This is a genomic window from Streptomyces sp. Edi2, from assembly GCF_040253635.1.
GTDB lineage: Bacteria > Actinomycetota > Actinomycetes > Streptomycetales > Streptomycetaceae > Streptomyces.
Genome location: NZ_JBEJGX010000003.1, coordinates 4,256,668 through 4,275,767, shown reverse-complemented (window position 1 = coordinate 4,275,767; position 19,100 = coordinate 4,256,668). Strand labels below are relative to the sequence as shown.

At 69.3% G+C, this 19,100-nt stretch carries 15 protein-coding genes and 2 pseudogenes; 6 read left to right on the top strand and 11 right to left on the bottom strand.

The genetic code is table 11. From position 1 onward, the window contains the following. Positions 1-976: 976 nt before the first annotated feature. Positions 977-2,494 (bottom strand): ice-binding family protein, encoded by a 1,518-nt coding sequence (locus ABR737_RS22165; protein WP_350251846.1) that lies wholly within the window; start codon positions 2,492-2,494, stop codon positions 977-979. Between the two features lie 1,232 nt (positions 2,495-3,726). On the opposite strand from ABR737_RS22165, the pseudogene ABR737_RS43935 reads away from it, so the two are divergent. Together ABR737_RS43935 and ABR737_RS22160 are read left to right on the top strand one after the other, a co-directional pair. Beyond that, positions 3,727-3,871: pseudogene (locus ABR737_RS43935) on the top strand (tyrosine-type recombinase/integrase); the annotation flags it as partial. Between the two features lie 435 nt (positions 3,872-4,306). Then, positions 4,307-4,521 (top strand): annotated as a pseudogene (locus tag ABR737_RS22160) (low molecular weight phosphatase family protein); the annotation flags it as partial. A 189-nt stretch (positions 4,522-4,710) separates the two neighbouring features. Here ABR737_RS22160 and ABR737_RS22155 read toward each other — a convergent pair. Further along, positions 4,711-5,184: a MarR family winged helix-turn-helix transcriptional regulator gene (locus ABR737_RS22155; RefSeq protein WP_350251845.1), complete on the bottom strand. Its 474-nt coding sequence runs from the start codon at positions 5,182-5,184 to the stop codon at positions 4,711-4,713. Positions 5,185-5,376: 192 nt separating this feature from the next. Here ABR737_RS22155 and ABR737_RS22150 point away from each other — a divergent pair, with 192 nt between their 5' ends. The 3 genes from ABR737_RS22150 to ABR737_RS22140 all read left to right on the top strand — a co-directional run bounded on the left by ABR737_RS22150 (position 5,377) and on the right by ABR737_RS22140 (position 9,218). Then, complete coding sequence (locus ABR737_RS22150) at positions 5,377-6,831, top strand: MFS transporter (protein WP_350256887.1); 1,455 nt, start codon at positions 5,377-5,379, stop codon at positions 6,829-6,831. Positions 6,832-6,888: 57 nt separating this feature from the next. Continuing rightward, positions 6,889-8,961, top strand: coding sequence for a HelD family protein (locus ABR737_RS22145; protein WP_497139355.1), 2,073 nt, complete (start codon positions 6,889-6,891; stop codon positions 8,959-8,961). A gap of 77 nt (positions 8,962-9,038) precedes the next feature. Then, entirely contained in the window at positions 9,039-9,218 is a 180-nt protein-coding gene (locus tag ABR737_RS22140; protein ID WP_350257162.1) for a site-specific integrase, read from the top strand. Positions 9,219-9,321: 103 nt separating this feature from the next. Here the strand turns inward: ABR737_RS22140 and ABR737_RS22135 are convergent, their stop codons facing one another. Beyond that, positions 9,322-10,092 (bottom strand): pentapeptide repeat-containing protein, encoded by a 771-nt coding sequence (locus ABR737_RS22135; protein WP_350251844.1) that lies wholly within the window; start codon positions 10,090-10,092, stop codon positions 9,322-9,324. A gap of 50 nt (positions 10,093-10,142) precedes the next feature. Further along, positions 10,143-11,213, bottom strand: a complete 1,071-nt coding sequence (locus ABR737_RS22130) for an ABC transporter permease (protein WP_350251843.1) — start codon at positions 11,211-11,213, stop codon at positions 10,143-10,145. Between the two features lie 149 nt (positions 11,214-11,362). On the opposite strand from ABR737_RS22130, the gene ABR737_RS22125 reads away from it, so the two are divergent. After that, on the top strand, positions 11,363-11,809 hold the full coding sequence (locus ABR737_RS22125; RefSeq protein WP_350251842.1) for a MarR family winged helix-turn-helix transcriptional regulator: 447 nt from the start codon (positions 11,363-11,365) through the stop codon (positions 11,807-11,809). A gap of 845 nt (positions 11,810-12,654) precedes the next feature. On the opposite strand, the gene ABR737_RS22115 is transcribed toward ABR737_RS22125, so the two are convergent. The 7 genes from ABR737_RS22115 to ABR737_RS22085 all read right to left on the bottom strand — a co-directional run bounded on the left by ABR737_RS22115 (position 12,655) and on the right by ABR737_RS22085 (position 18,929). Next, positions 12,655-13,698 (bottom strand): serine hydrolase domain-containing protein, encoded by a 1,044-nt coding sequence (locus ABR737_RS22115; protein ID WP_350251841.1) that lies wholly within the window; start codon positions 13,696-13,698, stop codon positions 12,655-12,657. Positions 13,699-13,780: 82 nt separating this feature from the next. Then, entirely contained in the window at positions 13,781-14,878 is a 1,098-nt protein-coding gene (locus ABR737_RS22110) for a glycosyltransferase family 4 protein (protein WP_350251840.1), read from the bottom strand. Continuing rightward, positions 14,875-15,414: a dCTP deaminase gene (locus ABR737_RS22105; RefSeq protein WP_350251839.1), complete on the bottom strand. Its 540-nt coding sequence runs from the start codon at positions 15,412-15,414 to the stop codon at positions 14,875-14,877. The genes ABR737_RS22110 and ABR737_RS22105 overlap by 4 nt, the downstream gene beginning before the upstream one ends. Then, positions 15,411-15,950: a dCTP deaminase gene (dcd, locus tag ABR737_RS22100; RefSeq protein WP_350251838.1), complete on the bottom strand. Its 540-nt coding sequence runs from the start codon at positions 15,948-15,950 to the stop codon at positions 15,411-15,413. Before dcd ends, ABR737_RS22105 begins: the two co-directional genes overlap by 4 nt. Beyond that, positions 15,947-17,170 (bottom strand): metallophosphoesterase, encoded by a 1,224-nt coding sequence (locus ABR737_RS22095; RefSeq protein WP_350251837.1) that lies wholly within the window; start codon positions 17,168-17,170, stop codon positions 15,947-15,949. Before ABR737_RS22095 ends, dcd begins: the two co-directional genes overlap by 4 nt. After that, positions 17,167-18,489 carry a carboxyvinyltransferase gene (locus ABR737_RS22090; protein ID WP_350251836.1) on the bottom strand — a complete coding sequence of 441 codons (1,323 nt, stop codon included), beginning with the start codon at positions 18,487-18,489 and terminating at the stop codon, positions 17,167-17,169. Before ABR737_RS22090 ends, ABR737_RS22095 begins: the two co-directional genes overlap by 4 nt. Next, positions 18,486-18,929, bottom strand: a complete 444-nt coding sequence (locus tag ABR737_RS22085; protein WP_350251835.1) for an ATP-binding protein — start codon at positions 18,927-18,929, stop codon at positions 18,486-18,488. The genes ABR737_RS22090 and ABR737_RS22085 overlap by 4 nt, the downstream gene beginning before the upstream one ends. Positions 18,930-19,100: the final 171 nt, after the last annotated feature.

The window sequence follows — 19,100 nt, the reverse complement described above, 5'->3', positions numbered from 1 at the left end:
TGACGCGCCGGTCAAGGCCCAGGTCACCGACCTGGGCCTCAACTATGGAGCGGGTGACGGGAATCGAACCCGCGCTCTGAGCTTGGGAATCAATGGGGCGTGTACGCGCCATTGTGGGTCTGACCTGCTTAAACGTGGGCTGTGGTGCAGAGTGAAGAGGGTCGGTGGGGACCCGTATTGACCGTGATTTACCGCTCGTTGGGGCATGCGGAGGGCACGGGCGTCGTAGGGAGACAACTGCTTGCCGTCAAGGTTCCCTTGCGGGCAGGTGGAAGAGAGGGGCATGTGGATACCGGCGGCGGCATTGCTGGTGCAAGTGTGCAGGGCCAGCGTGCTCACCACCCCGCTTAAAGGTTCGCCGGGGTTGCCTCAGGCAGCGTCGGGCGATCCCGGCGGGCATGGCTCACAGCGCCCGATATTCACCTTGCAGGACCGAGGCGGCCTGTCTCGAACGAGTCGAAGTTCTCGACGTGGCAGCTAGGGCGAAGACGGTTGCCGGGGCCGCGAGCACGGGCCCTCGTCCTCCCGGGTGATCTTGAGTGTGCTGACCCCGCGCCGCTGGACTGCTGATTCAGGGCAGCCGCGGGAGCTGGAACCATGGAGGGCCCTGGCAGCTCCACGCGGGGCCTTGGGGCTGTGAGAGCCGCTCGGATGTCCGGGGCCGATGCCGGAGGAAACACCGGCCCCGGTCCTCACCGGTGAGCCGTCCACGTACCACCGGCACCGGGGGGGCTGTCCGCTTCCCCGTCTCCGTCCTGCCAACGGGCGTGGTGCCGAATGGCTCACCGGTAAGTTCGAGCCGGGCTGTCCCCCGTCCTTCCACGACGGGGGACAGCCCTTGACGGACACCCCCCTTGAGGGGGCGGCCGCCTACCGGAAGGCCGTCAGGTCAGGGGCTGCACTGCGTGACCAGACCTGTGCGCGAGTACCGCAGCAGGACCCGTCATGCGGCCCCGGCCCATCGGACGCAGGCCGGTTACGCCGGCGGGAAGCAGGGCACCAGGGAGCCGGTCGCCTGGACCGTGGTGCCTCCGACGGTGGCGACCGCCGTGTAGCTGCTGGCGCTGATCTGCAGGATGGACAGGCCGGCGTTGTTGAGGGTGGCGACACCGCTGGCGTTGGTCACCGCGGTGCCCACTGGCAGGCCGGAGACGTAGAAGGTGACCGTGACTCCCGCTTGCGCCGGCGTGAGGGTGGCCTTCAGCGTCGCCACGAACAGGTGCGGAATCGGGAAGGGCAGGTTGACCCGCCAGCAGGCGGGCGACGCACTCAGCGGGCTCGTCTGCGGAGTGACGGGCACGGTGATGGGCGGGGAGACGACGCCGGTGCACGAGCAGGCGGTGCCTGCCGCGGTGACGGTGGCGGTGACGGTGGCGGTCCCGGCGGTGTTGAAGGTCAGCGATCCGGTGGCGACACCCGCCACATTGGTGGTGACGGCTACCGGGACTGCACCACCGTTGAAGGTCACCGAGGCACCTGAGACCGGCAGGCCGTTGCAGGTCACCACAGCGGACACGGAGGTCGGCTGGCCGACGACGACCGGTCCGACCACCGGCTGGACCACCACCTGGCAGGACGGCTGCGGAGTGACGGGGACGGTGACGGGCGGGGAGACGACGCCGGTGCACGAGCAGGCGGTGCCTGCCGCGGTGACGGTGGCGGTGACGGTGGCGGTCCCGGCGGTGTTGAAGGTCAGCGATCCGGTGGCGACACCCGCCACATTGGTGGTGACGGCTACCGGGACTGCACCACCGTTGAAGGTCACCGAGGCACCTGAGACCGGCAGGCCGTTGCAGGTCACCACAGCGGACACGGAGGTCGGCTGGCCGACGACCACCGGTCCGACCACCGGCTGGACCACCACCTGGCAGGTATTCAGGGCCGGGACAGTGACCGCGTTCGTGTCCAGCGTGACGGCGGCACCGAGAGCCAGCAGCCGGCCGTCCACGATGGCCCCCGTCGTGGCGGTGATCGAGGTGAAGGCGAGGATGCTGCCCCTGATGGTGGAGCCGGCGCCGAGCGTCGCGGAGCTGCCGACCTGCCAGAAGACGTTGCTGGACTGCGCGAGGCCGATGAGATTGACGTTGCCGGCGGCTCCCGAGATGAGCGTGGTGTTCGTCTTGAAGATGAAGACCGCGTTGGGGTTGCCCTGAGCGTCCAGGGTCAATGTCCCGTTGAGGCCGAACGTGCCGGAGGCGGAGTTGTACACGCCGGGGGTCAGGGTGGTCCCGCCGAGTTCCGTCGGGACAGTGGCCGTGACCGGCTGTACCAGCGCGTTGGCGTACCCGGTCAGCAGGTCGGCCTGGGCCGTCGCCGCGGCAGCGTCGTTCACGTGGATGGTTCCGGTGACCGTTCCAGGAGGGAACCCGGTCACCGCGCCGGCGGGGCTCACTCCGAGGTCGCCGGAGACCACGGTGAGGCCGGTGTTGGTGATCGCCGTGTTGGCGAGCACCCCGTAGGTGCCGGCGGTACCCAGAGGTACAAGTGTTGCCATCGTGGATTTCCTTTCCTGAGGCTTCCGGGGCAGCCCTGATGCCGCCCTGGAACTGTGGGAGATCGGCGCGCTTGCACCGCTTGCGACCGGCGCCTTGGCCACGGGGTGAGCTGGTGCCATGTGCTGCGCGCCGGATGAACATGAAGGCTTCGACCGAGCGTGGTGTGCGCACTCGCCACAGCTGCCTGAGCGCACTCAGCCGTCGGCGCTCGTACCGCGTGCTCCTGGTGGCGCCGCACCGGAGGTCGCCTGATGCCGGATCGTCGCCTGTGCCGGACGCCGAGGGTGTCCGGCATCCAGGACTGAGAGAGAACTGGGGGAGCCTGGAAACGGCGGAGTTGTCGCCCGAGTCGGTCAGTTGGGCGTGCTAGCGGTCGGTGGAGCCCAGTTGGAGATGGGATCCGCCAATTCCGGTACGGTCGTATTCAGCGGACTCGGCAGCGTGAGTTGATTTCCACTCACCACGACTTACGGCAGTTGATGCCTTTTCGGCTGAAAACCCTTGCCCATGTTGAGCCCTCGCGATCTAGGTCTGTATGGATCTAGTTCAGGGCTCCTCAAAGACTGACCTGGAGTCAGCCAACAGCTGGGAGGGGCAACTGACCAGCCGTCCAAGGAGCGCCCATCAGGCAATGCCGCTGGCCCCTACCGGCCAACCGGCAAAACATGAGTCCCGCGAGGGATGGGCGACCTTCGGACTCACTATTGCTATTTAAGGCGTCACCGGCGGGCCCCGAACAGAGGGAGGACTCAAATGTCGCTCGAATGGCGCAACACTTACCCAGGGCCGCTGCTGCCACGGACCATGCGTGGACATCACGCCTTGACGGCGGAGCAAACTCACGGCCAACACAAACAAGCGGCCTGGAACCGCTCGTGCGGACCCCCCCTGGGGGCGGCAGTGGCTTGCCGGTCACCGGGTCGTTGCTCCGGTCGTGAGGGATGAGCCTGAGATCTGTGATGATGCGTGGGCGGTGGTCGCGCCGTTCGGCTCCTGGCAGACCGTGCACGGACGTGTTCGTCCGCCGGGCTGCCGCCTCCTGCTGGCGGTCTCGCGCTTGTGGCGCCAGTGCATCGCCGCGCGGCGGTGAATGCCGGCGTATCAAGGGGAGTTGCGGTTCGGCCCGATTCATTGGGACGAGCGTCGGAGATCATCCGCCGGGTCCCGTCGGGCACCCACTGGCGACCTTCCCCTTGCAACCTGATCACCGTCCGAGCGCGAGTGCTTTCCGTCGGAGAAGGCCGCGCTCATCTATCAGCACTCGGATCTTGAGCGGCAGCATGAGGTGGCGAGCGGGCTGCATGACCTCGTGCGGGCCCGCCCGCCGCAAGGCTGATCAGAAGCCTTCCGGTGCGGATCTGGTGCGGGACGCCTGAACTGGTCCAGACAACAAAACAAGGCCCAGGTCTCCGACCTGGGCCTCAACTATGGAGCGGGTGACGGGAATCGAACCCGCGCTCTGAGCTTGGGAAGCAACGGGGTCTGGGCCGATCGTTCAGCTCTGACCTGCGGAAATGATGCTTTCCTCATTGTCCGGCGGTGTCCCGTCGCGCCCCTCGTGACCGGTGTTGACCGGGCTGAAGGGCATGGATGGGGCACGGTTGTTCGCGACGCTTGTGGAGTAGTGCTTTTGGCCGCCGATCCGTGTGGAAACGTGGCTTCCAGGAGTCCGCCGTACCGTCAGATTGCGCACGCACCGCTGGGCAAAGTTCCCGGGGCTTCCGCATCGTCCCGCCAGCTCCTTCTCCGGGGCCGCCTGATCGCAACTGGTGCTCGGGCGCGGCGCTCACGCGGTGGCCCCGACGGCCTATATCTCGGCCGAGGTGCCCAAGGTGCTCACCCCCGAGGCCGTGCAGGCGACCGAAGTCGTCATCAGGATGGGCTGCGGCGACGCCTGCCCCGTCTTCCCCGGCAAGCGGCGCCTCGACCGGCAGTTGCCCGATCCCGCCGGTCAGGGTGTCGAGGCCGGGCGGCCACCCGTGACGGGATCGAGCAGCGCGTTCGCGGACTGCTCGACGAGATCGCCCTGAGGGGAAGGCGTGAGCATGCTGTCGGGTCACCGGCGCCGAGCCGCCAATGCGCCGGGACAGTGCACCTAATGCGGTATCGAATGTGCTGTTCACCGCCACTCGTTGATGGCTGTTACGAGGACGGTCGCCTCGTAAGAGACTGCGAGCTTGCCGGGTGGGGCGCCACGGCCCGGTGCCTCTTGGGGTCAGGTCTCGTCGGGGTGTGAGGGGCGCGGCCAGGTGCGTCCGTCGATGCGTTCGATACTGGTGTTGAACCGGCGGAGGTAGCCGGCGAAAGCGGCGATCTCTCCCTCTGGCCAGTCAGCCATGACGAGGTCCAGGGCGCGGATATGGGCCTCGCGCTCTTCGGTGAGGCGGCGGGTGCCTTCTTCGGTGATACGGAACTTGCGGGCCATGCCGCCTTCGGGGTCGGGGATCCGGTCGACGAGGCCGGCGCTTTTCATGGCGGCGGTGCGACGGTTCAGGGTGGAGACGTCGAGGCCGAAGGCGTCGCTGAGCTCGCCGATGGACATCGGGCCCTGGGCCGCGATGCGGCTGAGCAGGATGTAGACGCTGCGTTCCATCTGGCTGCCCGCGGGACGGCTGTCGGTATCGCTGAGGTACCGATGCCGACCGAATACGAGGTATTCGAGCTCGACCAGATGCGTGGGGCCGCCCATGGCGAATGTCCTTCCCATTACTGCGGTGACCTGCGAGTTCCGTGGGTCCGGTCTCAAGAATGACAGAGATGTGTCGCGTGAACACGTTATGCGCGGCACACATTGTGTGCGATTCGCAACCTTTGTGCGTGATGCACGCCATGTGTATGGTGCACATCAAGTCGTCGGCCCTGCACCCCTGAGGAGCCTGTCATCTCTCCCGAACAGACCACTTCGCGCACCGGCGGGATCGTCGCCACGCTCGCCTTCACCGGCACCGTGGCCGCGATCATGCAGACCTTGGTGACCCCGCTGATCAGCGAGCTGCCCCAGTTGCTGCACACCTCCCCGGCCAACGCCTCCTGGGTCATCACCGCGACGCTGCTCTCGGCCGCCGTGTTCGTGCCGATCAGCGGACGCCTCGGTGACCTGCTGGGCAAGCGGCGCATGCTGCTGGCCTGCTGCATACCGCTGCTGATCGGGTCGGTGCTGTGCGCCCTGACCTCCTCCGTCGTGCCGATGATCATCGGCCGGGCGCTGCAGGGCATGGGCATGGGCATGGTGCCGCTGGGCATCAGCCTGCTGCGCGATGTCCTGCCGCCCCAGCGTCTGGGCTCCGCGATCGCGCTGGTCAGCGCGTCCATGGGTATCGGCGGCGGCCTCGGCCTGCCCATCGCCGCGGCGGTTGCCGACTACGCCAGCTGGCGTGCGCTGTTCTGGGGCGCCGGCGTCCTGACCGTAGCCATCATCGTGATGATCTGGTCCCTGGTGCCCGCCCCCGCCACCCGCGCTGCGGCCGGGGGGCGCTTCGACTTCGTCGGCGCCCTGGGCCTTGGGGCGGGGCTGGTCTGCCTGCTGCTGCCGGTCTCCAAGGGTGGCGACTGGGGCTGGGGCAGCGCCCGGACCCTCGGCCTGTTCACCGTCGCCGCAGCCATCCTGCTGCTGTGGGGGCGGTGGGAGCTGCGCAGCGCGGACCCGCTGGTGGACCTGCGGGTGACGGCCCGACCGCGGGTGCTGCTGACCAATGGTGCGTCGGTGCTGGTGGGCTTCGGCATGTACGCCCAGGCGCTGATCATGCCGCAGCTGTTGCAGCTGCCCGAGGCCACCGGCTACGGCCTGGGGCAGTCGATGCTGGCGATGGGCCTGTGGCTGGCGCCCGGCGGTCTGATGATGATGGCCGTGTCCCCGCTGGGCGGTCGGCTCTCGGCCGCGCGCGGCCCGAAGGTCACGCTCATCGCCGGATCGTTGGCCATCGCCGTCGGCTACGGCCTCTCGATCGCGCTGATGGGATCCACCTGGGGCGTGCTGGCCGCGACCCTGGTCGCCAACGCCGGGGTGGGCCTGGCCTACGGCGCGATGCCCGCGCTGATCATGAGCGGTGTCCCGCTGTCCGAGACTGCGTCGGCCAACAGCTTCAACACCCTCATGCGCTCGCTGGGCACCTCCGTGTCGGCCGCGGTCGTGGCCGCCGTGCTCTCGCAGATGACCGTCACCATGGGCGGCTACCCCCTCCCCTCGGAGAACGGCTTCCGTGTCGGCCTGCTGATCGGCTGCGGCGTCGCCCTCGTCGCGGCCGCGGTCGCCGCCGCGATCCCCGCCCCGCCCGCCAGTACTGAGGCGGGCGGCACCGCGCAGGCCGTGGCCGCGAAGGACGCCGTCACGGCCTGATCCGGCCCGGACAGCGCCGGGGGATCGCACGCACACCGCACCACGAGGAGGCCCACTTTGTCGCAGGTTGACGCCGGGTACGCAGGTCAGACCGAGGCGGAACAGGCCCATGTCTCCGCCATGTACAAGCTGCTCGACCAGCAGCTCACCGACGTGCGCGAGGAGCTCAGGCGGGTACGGAAGGCACCCGCCGAGAACGCCGGCGAGGTGTATGCGCGCGATATCGCCGTTGAGTACCTGACCGGCCGGCTGGGCCGTCTCGAAGAGGCCGAGGAGGGGCTGTGCTTCGGCCGGATCGACCACGCCGACGGCACGGTCCTGCACATCGGGCGGCTCGGCCTGCACACCGAGGACCGGGAGCTGCCCCTGCTGGTGGACTGGCGCGCGGATGCGGCACGCCCCTTCTATACGGCCACCCCCGTCCATCCGCTGGGACTGCGCCGACGCCGCCACCTGCGCCTGGAAGAACGCACGGTGGGCGAGGTCAGGGATGAAGTGCTCGACGGCTCCGCACCCACCGCCGGTGACGTCGTCGGCGACAGCCCGCTGGTGGCGGCACTGGAGGCGCAGCGCACCGGACGGATGGGCACAGCGGTGTCGACGCTCCAGGTGGAGCAGGATGAGATCGTGCGCTCCTCGCACCGGGGTGTGACCGTGGTGCAGGGCGGCCCCGGCACCGGCAAGACCGTGGTCGCCCTGCACCGGGCGGCGTACGTGCTCTACGCCTTCCCCCGGGCCGCCGAGCAGGGCGTCCTGGTGCTCGGCCCGAACACCCGCTTCCTCGACTACATCGCCCACGTCCTGCCCTCACTCGGCGAGAACGACGTCGTCCTGGCGACCACCGCGGACCTGACCGGGACGCAACCCACCGCCGGCGTCCCGGCCGACGTGGCACGCCTCAAGGGCAACGTCCCCATGGCCCAGGCGCTGGCCGGTCTGGTGCGCGCCCTCCAGGCGCCCAGCGGCGACTTCGCCGTGCAGGTCGGCCAGGAATGGATCCGCCTGGACCGCCAGGAAGTCGCAGAGGCCCGGGACGAGGCCGTCCGGGGCGGATTGGCGCACAACCGGGCGCGGGAGGTGTTCAAGGAACAGCTCATCGACGCGGTCATCAACGCGGTGGAGCGTGGCGCCGTCGACGCGCTGGAGCGCATCGATGCCGAGGTCGCCCAGAGCACCGGCCTGGACCTCGACCGGGCCACCCAGGCCGACCTGCGCACCCTCGGATTCGACGGCCCGGCCGCACACGTGGCCGACGAGTTCGACCGGGACACCGTGCGAGCGGAGCTGGCAGAGAGCGTCCAGGTGGACCGCGCCGTCGGACTGCTGTGGCCGTGGCTGACGCCCGAGGCCGTCGTCAACGCTCTGCTCACCGACGCGGACGTGCTGGCAGCACGGCTGCCGTCGCTGACCGGCCACGAGCACGAACGTCTGCTGCGTAGGGTGGACGCGCCGTGGACCGGCGCCGATCTGCCGCTGCTGGACGAGGCCACGAGCCTGGTGGACGGCCCGCCCGCGCGCACCTTCGGACATGTCGTGGTCGACGAGGCCCAGGAGCTGAGTGCCATGCAGTGGCGCATGGTCGTCCGCCGCTGCCCGGCTCGGTCCATGACCCTGGTCGGCGACTTCGCCCAGGCGGGCCCTGCTGCCACCGCCCGCGACTGGACCGAGGCATTGGGCCCGCACCTGGGCACCCGATTCGCCCTGCACACCCTGACCGTCAGCTACCGCACCACCCAGGAAATCCTGGCGTCCACCCGCGACCTGCTCGCACGGATCGCCCCCGACCAGAGCCCCAGTACCTCGATCCGCCACGGCGATGCGCCACGCAGCCTCACCGCCCATCCCCGCACCCTCGCCACCGCCATCGCCGGGGAACTCAAGGCGCAGGCTGCGGCGAACCCGGGTGACCTGTGCGGAGTGATCTGCGCCGACCCCAGGATGGAGGAACTGGCCGCCGCCGGGATCACCGAGTGGGCGACCCTCGTGCCCGCCTCCGAGGCACGCGGCCTGGAGTTCGACACCGTCGTCGTCGCTGCCCCCGAGGAGATCGCTTCGGCCCGTCCCTGCGGCGAGCGGGACCTCTACGTCGCCCTCACCCGGGCCACCAAACGGCTCTGCACCATCACCTGACCGACCGCACGCTCACCATCCGACGCATGCCCACCTGCCCCGGACACCTCCGGGACTGTACAGATGGCGGAGCCGACATGATCGGGCTGCACTGGCGGCTGGTGATCCTCCTTGGCGCCTTCGCCTCGATGCGTCCCGAGGAACTCGCGGAGTTGCGTCGCAAGGACGTCGACCTGGAACTGAGGCAGGTAGCCGAAGCCTCGCCGTCCGCGGGTACGGTCCTGCGCGGAATCCTGGGAGACCCCGTACCGGCGTAGGTCTGGCGCTGAGGCCGCCGGCGCCGACCACGAGGGCGACCAGCGTGGCCGGCCCGCCTACCCTGGCGGCCCCGCGGCCCGCGCCCCGCGCGGCGGTGTGGCTTCAGCTGATGACGTTCAGGCCGAGGGCGGTGCAGATTTGGGCGGCCTGGTCCGGGGAGATGACTGCGCCGCGGAGCTGTGTGGCGATGGCGATGGTGAGTTCGCCGAGGTCGGCGCCGCGTAGATCGGCGCCGGTGAAGTTGGCGGCCCGTAGGTTGGCTTCGGCGAGTCGACAGTCTTCGAGGATGGCGTCGCGGAGGTCGGCGCCGCCGAGGTCGGCTTCGGTGAAGCGGATGCCGACGAGGTGGGCGCCACGCAGGCTCAGGCCGTTGAGGTTGGCGACGGCCAGGTTGCAGCGGGCGAGCTGGAGGCCCAGGCCGCGGTGGCCGGTGAGGCGGGCTCCTATCATGCGGCAGCCGGTGAAGGCGGCGTCGGCGAGCAGGGCACCGCCCCACTTGGTGTTGGCCAGGTCGGCGCCGTCGCAGACGAGGTCGCCGCAGTCGGCGTCGGTGAAGTTGGCGCCGGCGGCGCTGCCACCCTGCCAGCGGACCTGATCGAGCAGGGCGCCGGTGAAGTCGGCTGCCGCAGCGGTGCAGTCGGTGAAGACGGCTTCGGCGAGGTGGGCACCGCGCAGGTTGGCTTCGGTGAAGGTGCAGCGGGTGAACGTCCGGGGGCGCGGATCACGGCGCAGTGCCGGGCGCAGGTCCAGGCCGGTGAAGTCGAGTCCGGTCAGGTCGGTTTCGGTGGCGAGCAGCGTCAGCGGGTCTCCCGGCGGGCCGGCCGGGCCGGTGTCGTGACCGTGGTGGCGGAACGGCGGTGGTACTTCGGTCACGGGTTCGGCCTCGCTCTGCGGTGTCGGGGTGGGTGTGCGCGGGAGCGCGATCAGCGGGAGGGGACGGGGTCGGCGGTCTGCCGGGGCAGAGCGGCTGTGTCGTTGCGGTGGCCGGTGCGGCGGGCCTTGAGGGTGTCGTAGGCGAGGGTCAGGAGGAGGCCGGCAACGGCCCACAGGGCGAGGGCGAGCCAGTAGCGGTCGATGCCTTCGCTGTCGAAGTACATGATCTGGCGCAGGCTGCCGGAAGTTGAGGTCATCGGCAGCAGGTCGTGCAGGGCGCGGATGGGGGCGGGCATGGCCTCGATTGGCAGGGCCGCTCCGGAAGCGGGCATGCCCAGGAACATGAAGATCCCGACGGCGGGCAGCGCGGTCATGCGCCCGCAGAAGCGGGAGAGGAACACGGTGGCCATGCCGACGGCCATCACGGTGAGCCAGCCGGTGACGAGGATGGCGGGAGCGAAGCCGTGCATGGCGCCCAGGATCGGCCCGGTGATGAGCCAGACGGTGATCGCGGCGACGGCACCGAAGGCGGAGAGCGCGGCCACCGTGCGCCGCCGGGTGAGTCCGGTACCGAACACGGTGGAGAGCATGACCGCCGACAGGTATCCCGCCAGGGTCAGACCGATCGCGGCGTACATGGTGCTGGTGTCGCTGGTGTCGTCGGCGCTGAGCGGGACCAGGTCGCGGACCTGGAGGAACTGGTGCTGCTGGACGGCGACGTTCTCGAACGGTACGGCAGCCAGGTTGACTTGGGCGGCACCAGCGGCTGAAGCGATATAGAGCACCGGGCCGCTCGGGCGCGGCGGTTGAGCGAACGTCGTGCTGGGTGTGCCCGCGTCGCGGTCACCGGGCGTCGGCGCGGGGACGTAGGCGGCCGCCACAGCCCGGTGCGCCACCAGCTGCCGGGCCCGTTCGGCGGAGGCGACGGTGCTGACGTCGTACGCGTCGCCCAGATCCCTCCTCAGGGAAGCGGCCAGCGGCCCGGTCTGCGCCGGTTGTCCGGCGACCGCGATCTTCAGGTGGTGCGGGGTCGGTGCGTGCATCGCGGCGGTGTAGATGCCGACCAGCAGGACGGCCATCGCGAACGGGAACAGCAGCACCCGGGCTATCGGCCGGACCATGTCTCCTCCTCGGAATGTATTGGCGCTGTCATCTGGAGCGCCTCTCAGGAATGCATCTCCCAAGATACATCTCTTGAGATGCATTACTTTAGATGTATCATCCAAGATGTTCCCCAAGGAGGGTGTGCGTGCTACCGCCGACCAGTCCCATGAACCTCGCTGACCTGCACCAACTCGGCAGGCGCCTCACGGCTGCCGCAACCTCGGCGATGAAGGACACCTCCGACCTGGGGCCGACCGAGCTGCTGGTCCTGGAGTGCCTGTACACCACCGGACCGCAGCCGGTGGGGGCCATCGCCCAGCGCACCGGCTTCGCCCAGAGCCGGGTATCCACGGTGGTGGCGGCACTGCACAAGCGGGGTTTGGTCGAGCTGGCAGCCGACCCGGCCGACCGGCGCCGAACCGTCGCCAAGATCGCCGAGCATGCCCGCGCACAGGCCCGGGAAGCCAGGAGCCGGGACGCCGAGCCGACTCTGCGGCAGCTGCTCCCCGCGCTACCCGACGCGGACGTCGACGCGGTGGTCGCGGCACTGGGAAGACTCAATGCCGCGCTGGGCGAGGCAGTGCCAAGCACCTCCGGCGATCTCGACCTCTAACTTCCCGGCATGCCGCGACCCCCCACCTGGGAGACCGCTGGCCCACACGCAGCGGCGTGGACCCTGCGGGCGGCGACTCCATCCGCTACCCCAAGCTGCCCGGGATGTCGGTGTGCGCGTGTCGGGCACGGCGCCAACGGCGCTATACGCTCCCGCAATTCATCAGGAACAAGATCGGCAAGCTTCTCCGCAGGCTCTGCCCATGAGGATCGTCAGCCGACACACCGATCTCATCTCGAAGCGGCTGGTGAGACGCATGGTCGGCGACAAGGGCTGGGCCGATGCGCGGTCGGCCCAGCCCTCGTCATGCTCGCCTCCGTCGCGGCAATGCCATGGGTGTTTCGAGGTCTGTCAACGGTGCAACTGCTGGAGGCGAAGAGGGAGTTCGCCTTAGAACGGCACCGCCCCCGTACGCCATGATTCTCATATCTCCCCACGGCGTGGCGCACCTGCCCGGCAAGTGCAACCATCACCTCTCCAAGAGCACCGAGAGGCGGGCTGAGGATGGGTGATGGAGCCAGATGAGGCGATCTGGGAGGGGATCAGCCGCGAAAACCCGCTCCAAGCGACGCACGGCGATGCAGCGCGTGTCGCATGGGAACGATGTGGGCACTGCCTCACGTAGGGGTCGCGACAGAGCATCGAGACTGACAGCGGCGACCGAGCAACGCCCCCCAGCCGTTCCCCGAGGGAACGAGCCGTCTGTTCCTTGGAGGAACGGCTGTCCTGTTCCCTTAAGGAACGGTCCTTCGGCATCCCGTGTTGGCTGGCCCGGATCGGCCTTCTGATGGCCTCGGTACACCAGGCCCCTCATGCACGAGATGGGTTCGGACTGCGCAGCTTGTTCAACTGAAGATCAGGCTTCGGAAGGCATTGCGGATGCGCGTCAATGGCCCGCGGTCGCGGGTGTAGTAGAGCTTGTTCGTCAGCAGGACGGCCCAGGTTCCCCGCTTGGGGGAGAGCCACACGCCAGTGCCGGTGAATCCGTAGTGCACGTAGGTGCGGTCGGCGGGGTCGGTGCCGGGGGCGGGGTGCCAGAAGAGACCGCGCACGGGCTCCAGGGTTCCGGTCTGGACGCTGAGCGACTCCTCGACCCAGCTCGGCCCGAATCCCGGCGCTGTGGGGGCGGTCGTGGGGTCGAGCATGTACCGCAGGAAGCGGGCGAGGTCGTCGAGGACGGAGAAGGTGCCGGCGATGCCGCAGACGCCGCCGAGGAGGCGGGCGGAGAAGTCGTGGGCGGTGCCCTTGAGGTGGCGGCCGGTGTCCTCGTCGAGTTCGGTCGGGGCACAGCGGACGGACAGTTCGGGTAGCAACGGGCCGAAGCGGGTGTGGGTCATGCCCAGGGGTTGCCAGATGTGGGTGTGGGCGAGTTGGTCGAGGCACCGGCCGGAGAGGTGTTCGGCGAGGTAGCCGAGGATGAGAGCGGCCCGGTCGGTGTATTCGACGGCCTCGCCGGGCGGCCGGTGCAGGGCTTCGTGAAGGACGCCAGCCCGGATGGCGGCCGGGTCGGTGCCGTAGAGGTTCTTCAGCTGGGCTCGCAGTGGTACGCCGGCGGTGTGGGTGAGCAGGTGGCGGGCGGTGACCTGGCCGAGGGGGCGACCTGTGGCCTCGGGCCAGAAGGTGCCGAGGGGTTCGTCGAGCGGGAGGGAGCCGTCTTCCCAGAGGGTGCCGACTGTGGACCAGACGGCCAGGATTTTGGTCAGGCTGGCGACGTCGAAGACCGTGTCCGGCCGCATGGGGATGTCCGGCTCGGCGGGGTCGAGGACACCGGCGGTACCTCTGGCCTTGATGCCTGTGGCGTTGCCGGTGGCCCACACCGCGCCGGGGTAGACCTTGTCGCGGACGCCGTCCGCCACGAGCTGCTTGATCCGGTCGGTGCTGTCTTCCATGAACATCTCCGATGTCGCGGTGCGGGCCCGCCGGTCAGCGTAGTGACGCGGGCGGGCCCGGCCGGGGAACGTGGCGGGGCGGTCAACTGATCCGGTGGCCGAGCTCGGTCAGGGCCCTGGCGGTGGCGCTGAGCGGGTAGCGGGCGGCGTTGCTTCGCCCGGCCTGCCGCAAGGCAGCGAGCAGCCCGGGGGTCGTACGAAGGCGGTCGACGTCTCGGGCAACGGCTGCGGGGCGGGTGAAGTCGGTCGCGGTGCCGGAGGCGGCGAGCATTTCGGCCAGGCCGGGGACGGGCTGGTAGAGCACGGGCAGGCCGCAGGCTTGGGCTTCGAGGGCGACCAGTCCCATGGCTTCGAGGGTGGTGGAGGGCATGACGAGCAGGTCGTGGTCGGTGAAAGTTCTCCACAGCTGTGGGCGGCGGAGCCAGCCGAGGTACCGGATCTTGACGCCGGATTGCCGTACGACGCGGCTGAGGGTGCGGAACTGGTCTTGCGGGGCGGCGATGCTCAGCTCGACGCCCTGTACGGCCGCCAGGGCCAGCAGCAGGTTCTCGGCGCCCTTCTCCGGCGTGAGCCGCCCGGCGTACAGCAGCCGGAAGGGACTGCCTGGCGGACGGGGTGATCTGTGCGGCGGGTTGGCCAGGAGCCGGTCGGGGAGGCCCCAGGGAATGTGGGCGATCTTCGCGCGGTCGGTGGTAGGCGCGATGCGCAGGAGCCGGTCTGCCATGGCCGGTGTCGGCACGACGATGGCGTCGGCGAGCCGCACGGATTCGGTCAGCACTTTGTGCTGGTGGCGGTGGGCTTCGGCGAACAGCAGGTCGATGCCATGCACGAGTGCGATCCGCGGGTGCTCGCGCAGGGCCCTGATCAGCGCGGGGGTGCCACCGAAGGTGAGGTGCTGGAGGTGAAGGACGCCGATGTGGTCCGGGTCGATTGCCTCGGCCAGGGACCGTTGGAGGGCTGCTACGTAGCGGTGGAAGGCCGGGCCTTCGAGACACTTGCCGACGACTGGCAGCAGGTCGAGCCCGGCCGGCAGTTGGGGGCCGGGGCTGGCGGGGGCGAGCATGAAGGCTCGTGCGGGAATGAGGGGCCTGTCTCCGGTGTAGAGGTCGAGGAAGAGCTCGACGCTGCCGCCGGGGCTGGGAAAAGGGAGGTCGAGGACGGTGGCTACCTTGGCGTTCATGGTCGGCAGCCCCCAGGGATTTCCTCGTACAGGCGGGAGGTCTCGATTCCTTGGCTGGCTGTGTACTTGAGGCCGTGCTGTTGGTAGCTGGCCGCAGCGCCGAGGGGCTGTAGGAAGACGAGCTTGCCGAAGGTCATGCTGGGATAGATGCGGACCGGCTGGCTGGCGTGGATCTCCAGGGTCCAGCGGATGGCGTGGCCTTGGTGGCCGAGCGGGGCGGAGACGTGGACCCAGATCCCGAGGGCGCCGGTGGTGCGGTCGCCGTTGAGGAGCTGTGCGTAGGTGTCCGAACCGGTCTTCTCGTGGGTGACGCCGAGGTAGAGCACACCGGGTTCCAGGACGAATCCCGTGTGGGGGATGGAGATCTCGGTGGACGAGGTTGGGGTGGCGGCGTCGAGGTCTCCGTCGCAGATGCGCAGGTGGTTGCCGAGGCGCCAGTCGTAGGCATTGGGGGAGAGCCTGTCGGGGTCGTACGGGTCGATGGTGATCTCGCCGGCGGCGTGCGCTGCGGCGATGGCGGGGCCAGTGAGGATCACGGCGCCACCGCTTCCAGTGGGGCGACGTCTTGCCAGTAGGCGGAGGGCTTGGGCCCGCTGGCTGCCTGGTACTTGCCCGAGTAGGGGGTGATGGGCCCGACGGCGACGAAGAACATGATCTGCCCGATCTTCATGCCCGCGTAGACGCGTAAGGGGCGGATGGGGGAGAGCATCAGGGTCCATTGGCCATGGAAGCCGATGTCGCCGATGGGGGCGGTGATCTCGACGAACAAGCCGAGCCGACCGACGGAGGAGCGGCCGAACAGGAGGGGGACGAAGGTGTCGGAGCCGACCTGCTCGACGGTGTGGCCCAGGTAGAGCTGGCCGGGTTTGAGGACGTAGCCGTCGGCGCCGATCTCGATGCGGTGGGTCGGGTTGGACCGGTGGGCGTCGAGGACAGGGGCTTTGTAGGTGAGCAGGGTCGGGCCCAGGCGGACGTTGTAGCTGTTGGGGTTGACCTGCGCGGCGTCGAAGGGGGTGATGCACAGGCGGCCGTCGACCTCGGCTGCGGTGATTTCGGGGCCGGTGAGGATCATCGGTGAGGTCCTTCGGTCAGGATCCGCTGGAGGGCCTGGCGGAGGCGGAGGCCGGCTTGGTGGGTGCGGCCGTCGAGGTAGCTCTCGGCGAGGTAGTCGGTGGACAGCACGGTCGGCAGGTGCGGCGGCAACGGTGCCGGTTCGGTGATCAAGGGGCCGGCGCTCTTGGTGAGGTGCGCCAGCAGCGCGCCAGGGTTGTCTCTCAGGGCGTCGGGGACACGGGTGTGGACGAGCTGGTTGTTGAAGGGCTCGATGGTGAGGAGGTCGCCGAAGGTGAGGACGTCGTCGAGCTGAGTGGAACGCAGGGCGGTCTCGTTGAGGACGACGGCTTCGGCGCCGAGGGCGGTGTGGAGTCGGGTGGCGAGGCTGGAGAGGAGGCGTCGTCGATCGAGAGCCTTGCCTCGGTACGGCTTGGCGATGGCGCCGATCGGCAGGGCCAGGCGATCTCTGAGGTCCTCGATCCGGTCATGGACGGAGGCGAGTTGGGGCGGTAGCGCTGCCGTGCCGGTCGTGTCGGGGAAGCGGGCGGTGTGCCCAGTCCATCGTGCGGGGGCCGGTCCGGCGAGGGCGTAGCCGACGCCGAGTTCGCGGCCCTTGAGGACGAGGGTCTCGCCCACATGGATAGGGCCGTACTGGTCGCTGTGGCAGTGGCCGGCGAAGATCACGTCGAGGAAGGGGCAGGCGGCGGCCAGTTCGAGGTCCTCGTCGAAGCCGCTGTGGCTCAGCACGACCCAGGCGTCGACCTCGTGGTGGTGCGCCAGCATCACTTCGCGCAGGGCCTGGGCCGGTTCCGTGACTCGGTGCCCAGCTCGCTGCTCGGCGGGGATGGAGTGGAACGCCTGCTCGCCGATGACCGCAGTGATGGCGACGCGCCGGTTGCTGATGCAGACGGTGTGCAGGCGGCGGAAGAGCGGTTCGCCGGTAGCGGCGTCTACGGCGTTAGCGCACACGGTGATGTCCCGGACCGGGGGTTCGAAGTGGTGGGTCCATCCGTGGTTCCCGGGTGCGATCACGTCGTAGAGGCCCTGGAGGATTGCGGTTTCGATACGGCCGTGGCCGAGGCGGTAGTAGCCGCTGCCTTCGAAGAAGTCGCCGCAATCGACGATCAGCGTGTCCCGCCGGATGGCGTGCAGGTGGGTCAGCATCGGCAGGGCGTTGTCGAACGAGGAGTGGATATCGGTGGTGGCGGCGATCCGTTGCAGTGCGCGTGGACCGGTCATGGGGTGACCTCGCAGATGTCGGCGCCGAGTGCGAGCAGCTTGGTGGGGAGGTCGGCGTGGCCTCGGCGGAGCTGTTCGAGGCCGCCGAGGGTCGTGACGCCGCGGGCGGTGAGGCCGGCGATGAGCAGGGCCGACCCGGTGCGGATGTCGGTGGCCTCCACTCCCGTGCCGATCAGCTGCTGGGGCCCGGTCAGGCGACACTGGGTGGGGGAGGTCTGGTGGATGTCGGCACCGAGGCGAGCGAGCTGGGGGACCAAGTTGCCGTGACGCCCGGGGTTGATCGCGTCGGCGAACAGATGGGTGCCGTGCATTCCCAGCGCCAGTGCCATCAGAGCAGGTTCGAAGTCGGCATCGAGCCCGCGGGGAGAGAGTGAGGCGATGGCTCGCAGGGGCTGGTGGGTGGGTCGAGTGCCCTCGGCACGGACGTTGAGGGCGTCTTGCTGGGCGTCGACGGGAATGCCCAGCCAGCGCAATGCTGCCACCATCGGCGCCACGTCCTTGCTGCGTACACCCTCGACGCGGCCGTTTCCGCGGGTGGCAGCGATGGCGCAGGCCAAGGTGCCTGCTTCCACCTTGTCTCCGGGGACTTCCCAGACCACCGGTTCCTGTGATGCGGAGGCGGGCGGAGTCAAGGAGAGAACGCGCTCGTCGGCCCGGGTCTCCCAACCGGCCACTTGGAGTGCTTGCAGGACGCTGATGACTTCGGGCGAGAGGTTGGGCTGGCCCAGCCGCAGCGGTCGCCCGGCGACGACGGCGCGCAGTATTGCCGCGATGCTCGCGCCGCGGGAGCGGAACGGCAGCATCACCGACACCGAGCCGGTGCGGCTCTCACCGGCTTCGACGCTGTAGCCGTGGTCGTTGACGAGTGTGCGGTCGCCGAACGCCTCGTACACCTTGAAGTGCTGCTCCATTCCGCGGTCACCGATCCGGCAGCCGCCCGGCCACGGCAACACGGCCCGCCCGTGAACGGCGAGGAGAGCCGGAACCAGGTAGTACGAAGCCCGGATACGAGCGGCGGTTTCGTGGAAGTCCGGCGCGATGTGCACACCGTCGCTCGGCAGTACAAGGGCCGTGTCGGGCTTGCCGACCGGGTGGGTGATGCCGTGGCCGGCGTGCTGGAGCAGCATGAGCATGGCCTGGACATCGTCGTTGGCCGGGACGTTGGATAGCTGGACGGGCCGGCGCAGGACGGCTGCCGCAGCGAGGAGCGGCAGGGCGGCGTTCTTGGAGCCGTCGACGGTCACGGTCCCGGAAAGCGGCGGGCCGGGACGGATGGCGATCACCTCGGAGGTAATGGCTGGTGTCCGAGCGGTTGTCACGGTCGTCTCCTCGGAAGTGGAACGGGTAGTGCGACTTCGGGACTTGAAACTGCTTGGAGGCCGACCTCCGCCCAGCACCGCTTGCCAGACGCGGTCGGTTCGGTGCCGTACCGGTCGGCCAGGGCCGCGACGATGGACAGGCCCCGACCGTGCTCGTCGTCCTGGCTGGGCGACCGGGTCCGGGGCAGATCGCGACTGCTGTCGCTGACCTCGACCCGAATGGCGTTGCCATCACAGCGGGCAGTCACGGTGACTGCGCCGGGACCTGCGTGCTGCACGGCGTTCGAGAGCAGTTCGCCGGCCATCAGCTCAGCGACGTGCAGTGCATCGCTGCCGGCAGGCAGGCCCCAGTCGCGTATCGCGGCGACGAGCCGACGCCGCGCGGACGCCGCGGCAGCGGGTGTCCCGAAGACAGACAAGCGGATGTCGTGCACTTCCATGAGTGGCCTCCTGGATGGGTGCGGCTGCTCCACGCAACCGCTCCAGGAGCAAGCGGAACCAGTCCGTGTGCTGCGGCTGCATCACTTATGCACGAGCTGCATCACAGCCAAGTACCTCTCCATTACGCTCGGTTGAGCAGGCAGGATCGGCGACGGCGGGAGGAGCCGTGG

Excerpts from the sequence above, each read along its gene's own strand:
- ABR737_RS22110 (WP_350251840.1), bottom strand. The coding sequence starts at position 14,878 with ATGAACGCCAAGGTAGCCACCGTCCTCGACCTCCCTTTTCCCAGCCCC.
- ABR737_RS22155 (WP_350251845.1), bottom strand. The coding sequence starts at position 5,184 with ATGGGCGGCCCCACGCATCTGGTCGAGCTCGAATACCTCGTATTCGGT.
- ABR737_RS22125 (WP_350251842.1), top strand. The coding sequence starts at position 11,363 with ATGAACCTCGCTGACCTGCACCAACTCGGCAGGCGCCTCACGGCTGCC.
- ABR737_RS22130 (WP_350251843.1), bottom strand. The coding sequence starts at position 11,213 with ATGGTCCGGCCGATAGCCCGGGTGCTGCTGTTCCCGTTCGCGATGGCC.
- ABR737_RS22165 (WP_350251846.1), bottom strand. The coding sequence starts at position 2,494 with ATGGCAACACTTGTACCTCTGGGTACCGCCGGCACCTACGGGGTGCTC.
- ABR737_RS22095 (WP_350251837.1), bottom strand. The coding sequence starts at position 17,170 with ATGACCGGTCCACGCGCACTGCAACGGATCGCCGCCACCACCGATATC.
- ABR737_RS22140 (WP_350257162.1), top strand. The coding sequence starts at position 9,039 with ATGATCGGGCTGCACTGGCGGCTGGTGATCCTCCTTGGCGCCTTCGCC.
- dcd (WP_350251838.1), bottom strand. The coding sequence starts at position 15,950 with ATGATCCTCACCGGCCCCGAAATCACCGCAGCCGAGGTCGACGGCCGC.
- ABR737_RS22085 (WP_350251835.1), bottom strand. The coding sequence starts at position 18,929 with ATGGAAGTGCACGACATCCGCTTGTCTGTCTTCGGGACACCCGCTGCC.
- ABR737_RS22115 (WP_350251841.1), bottom strand. The coding sequence starts at position 13,698 with ATGGAAGACAGCACCGACCGGATCAAGCAGCTCGTGGCGGACGGCGTC.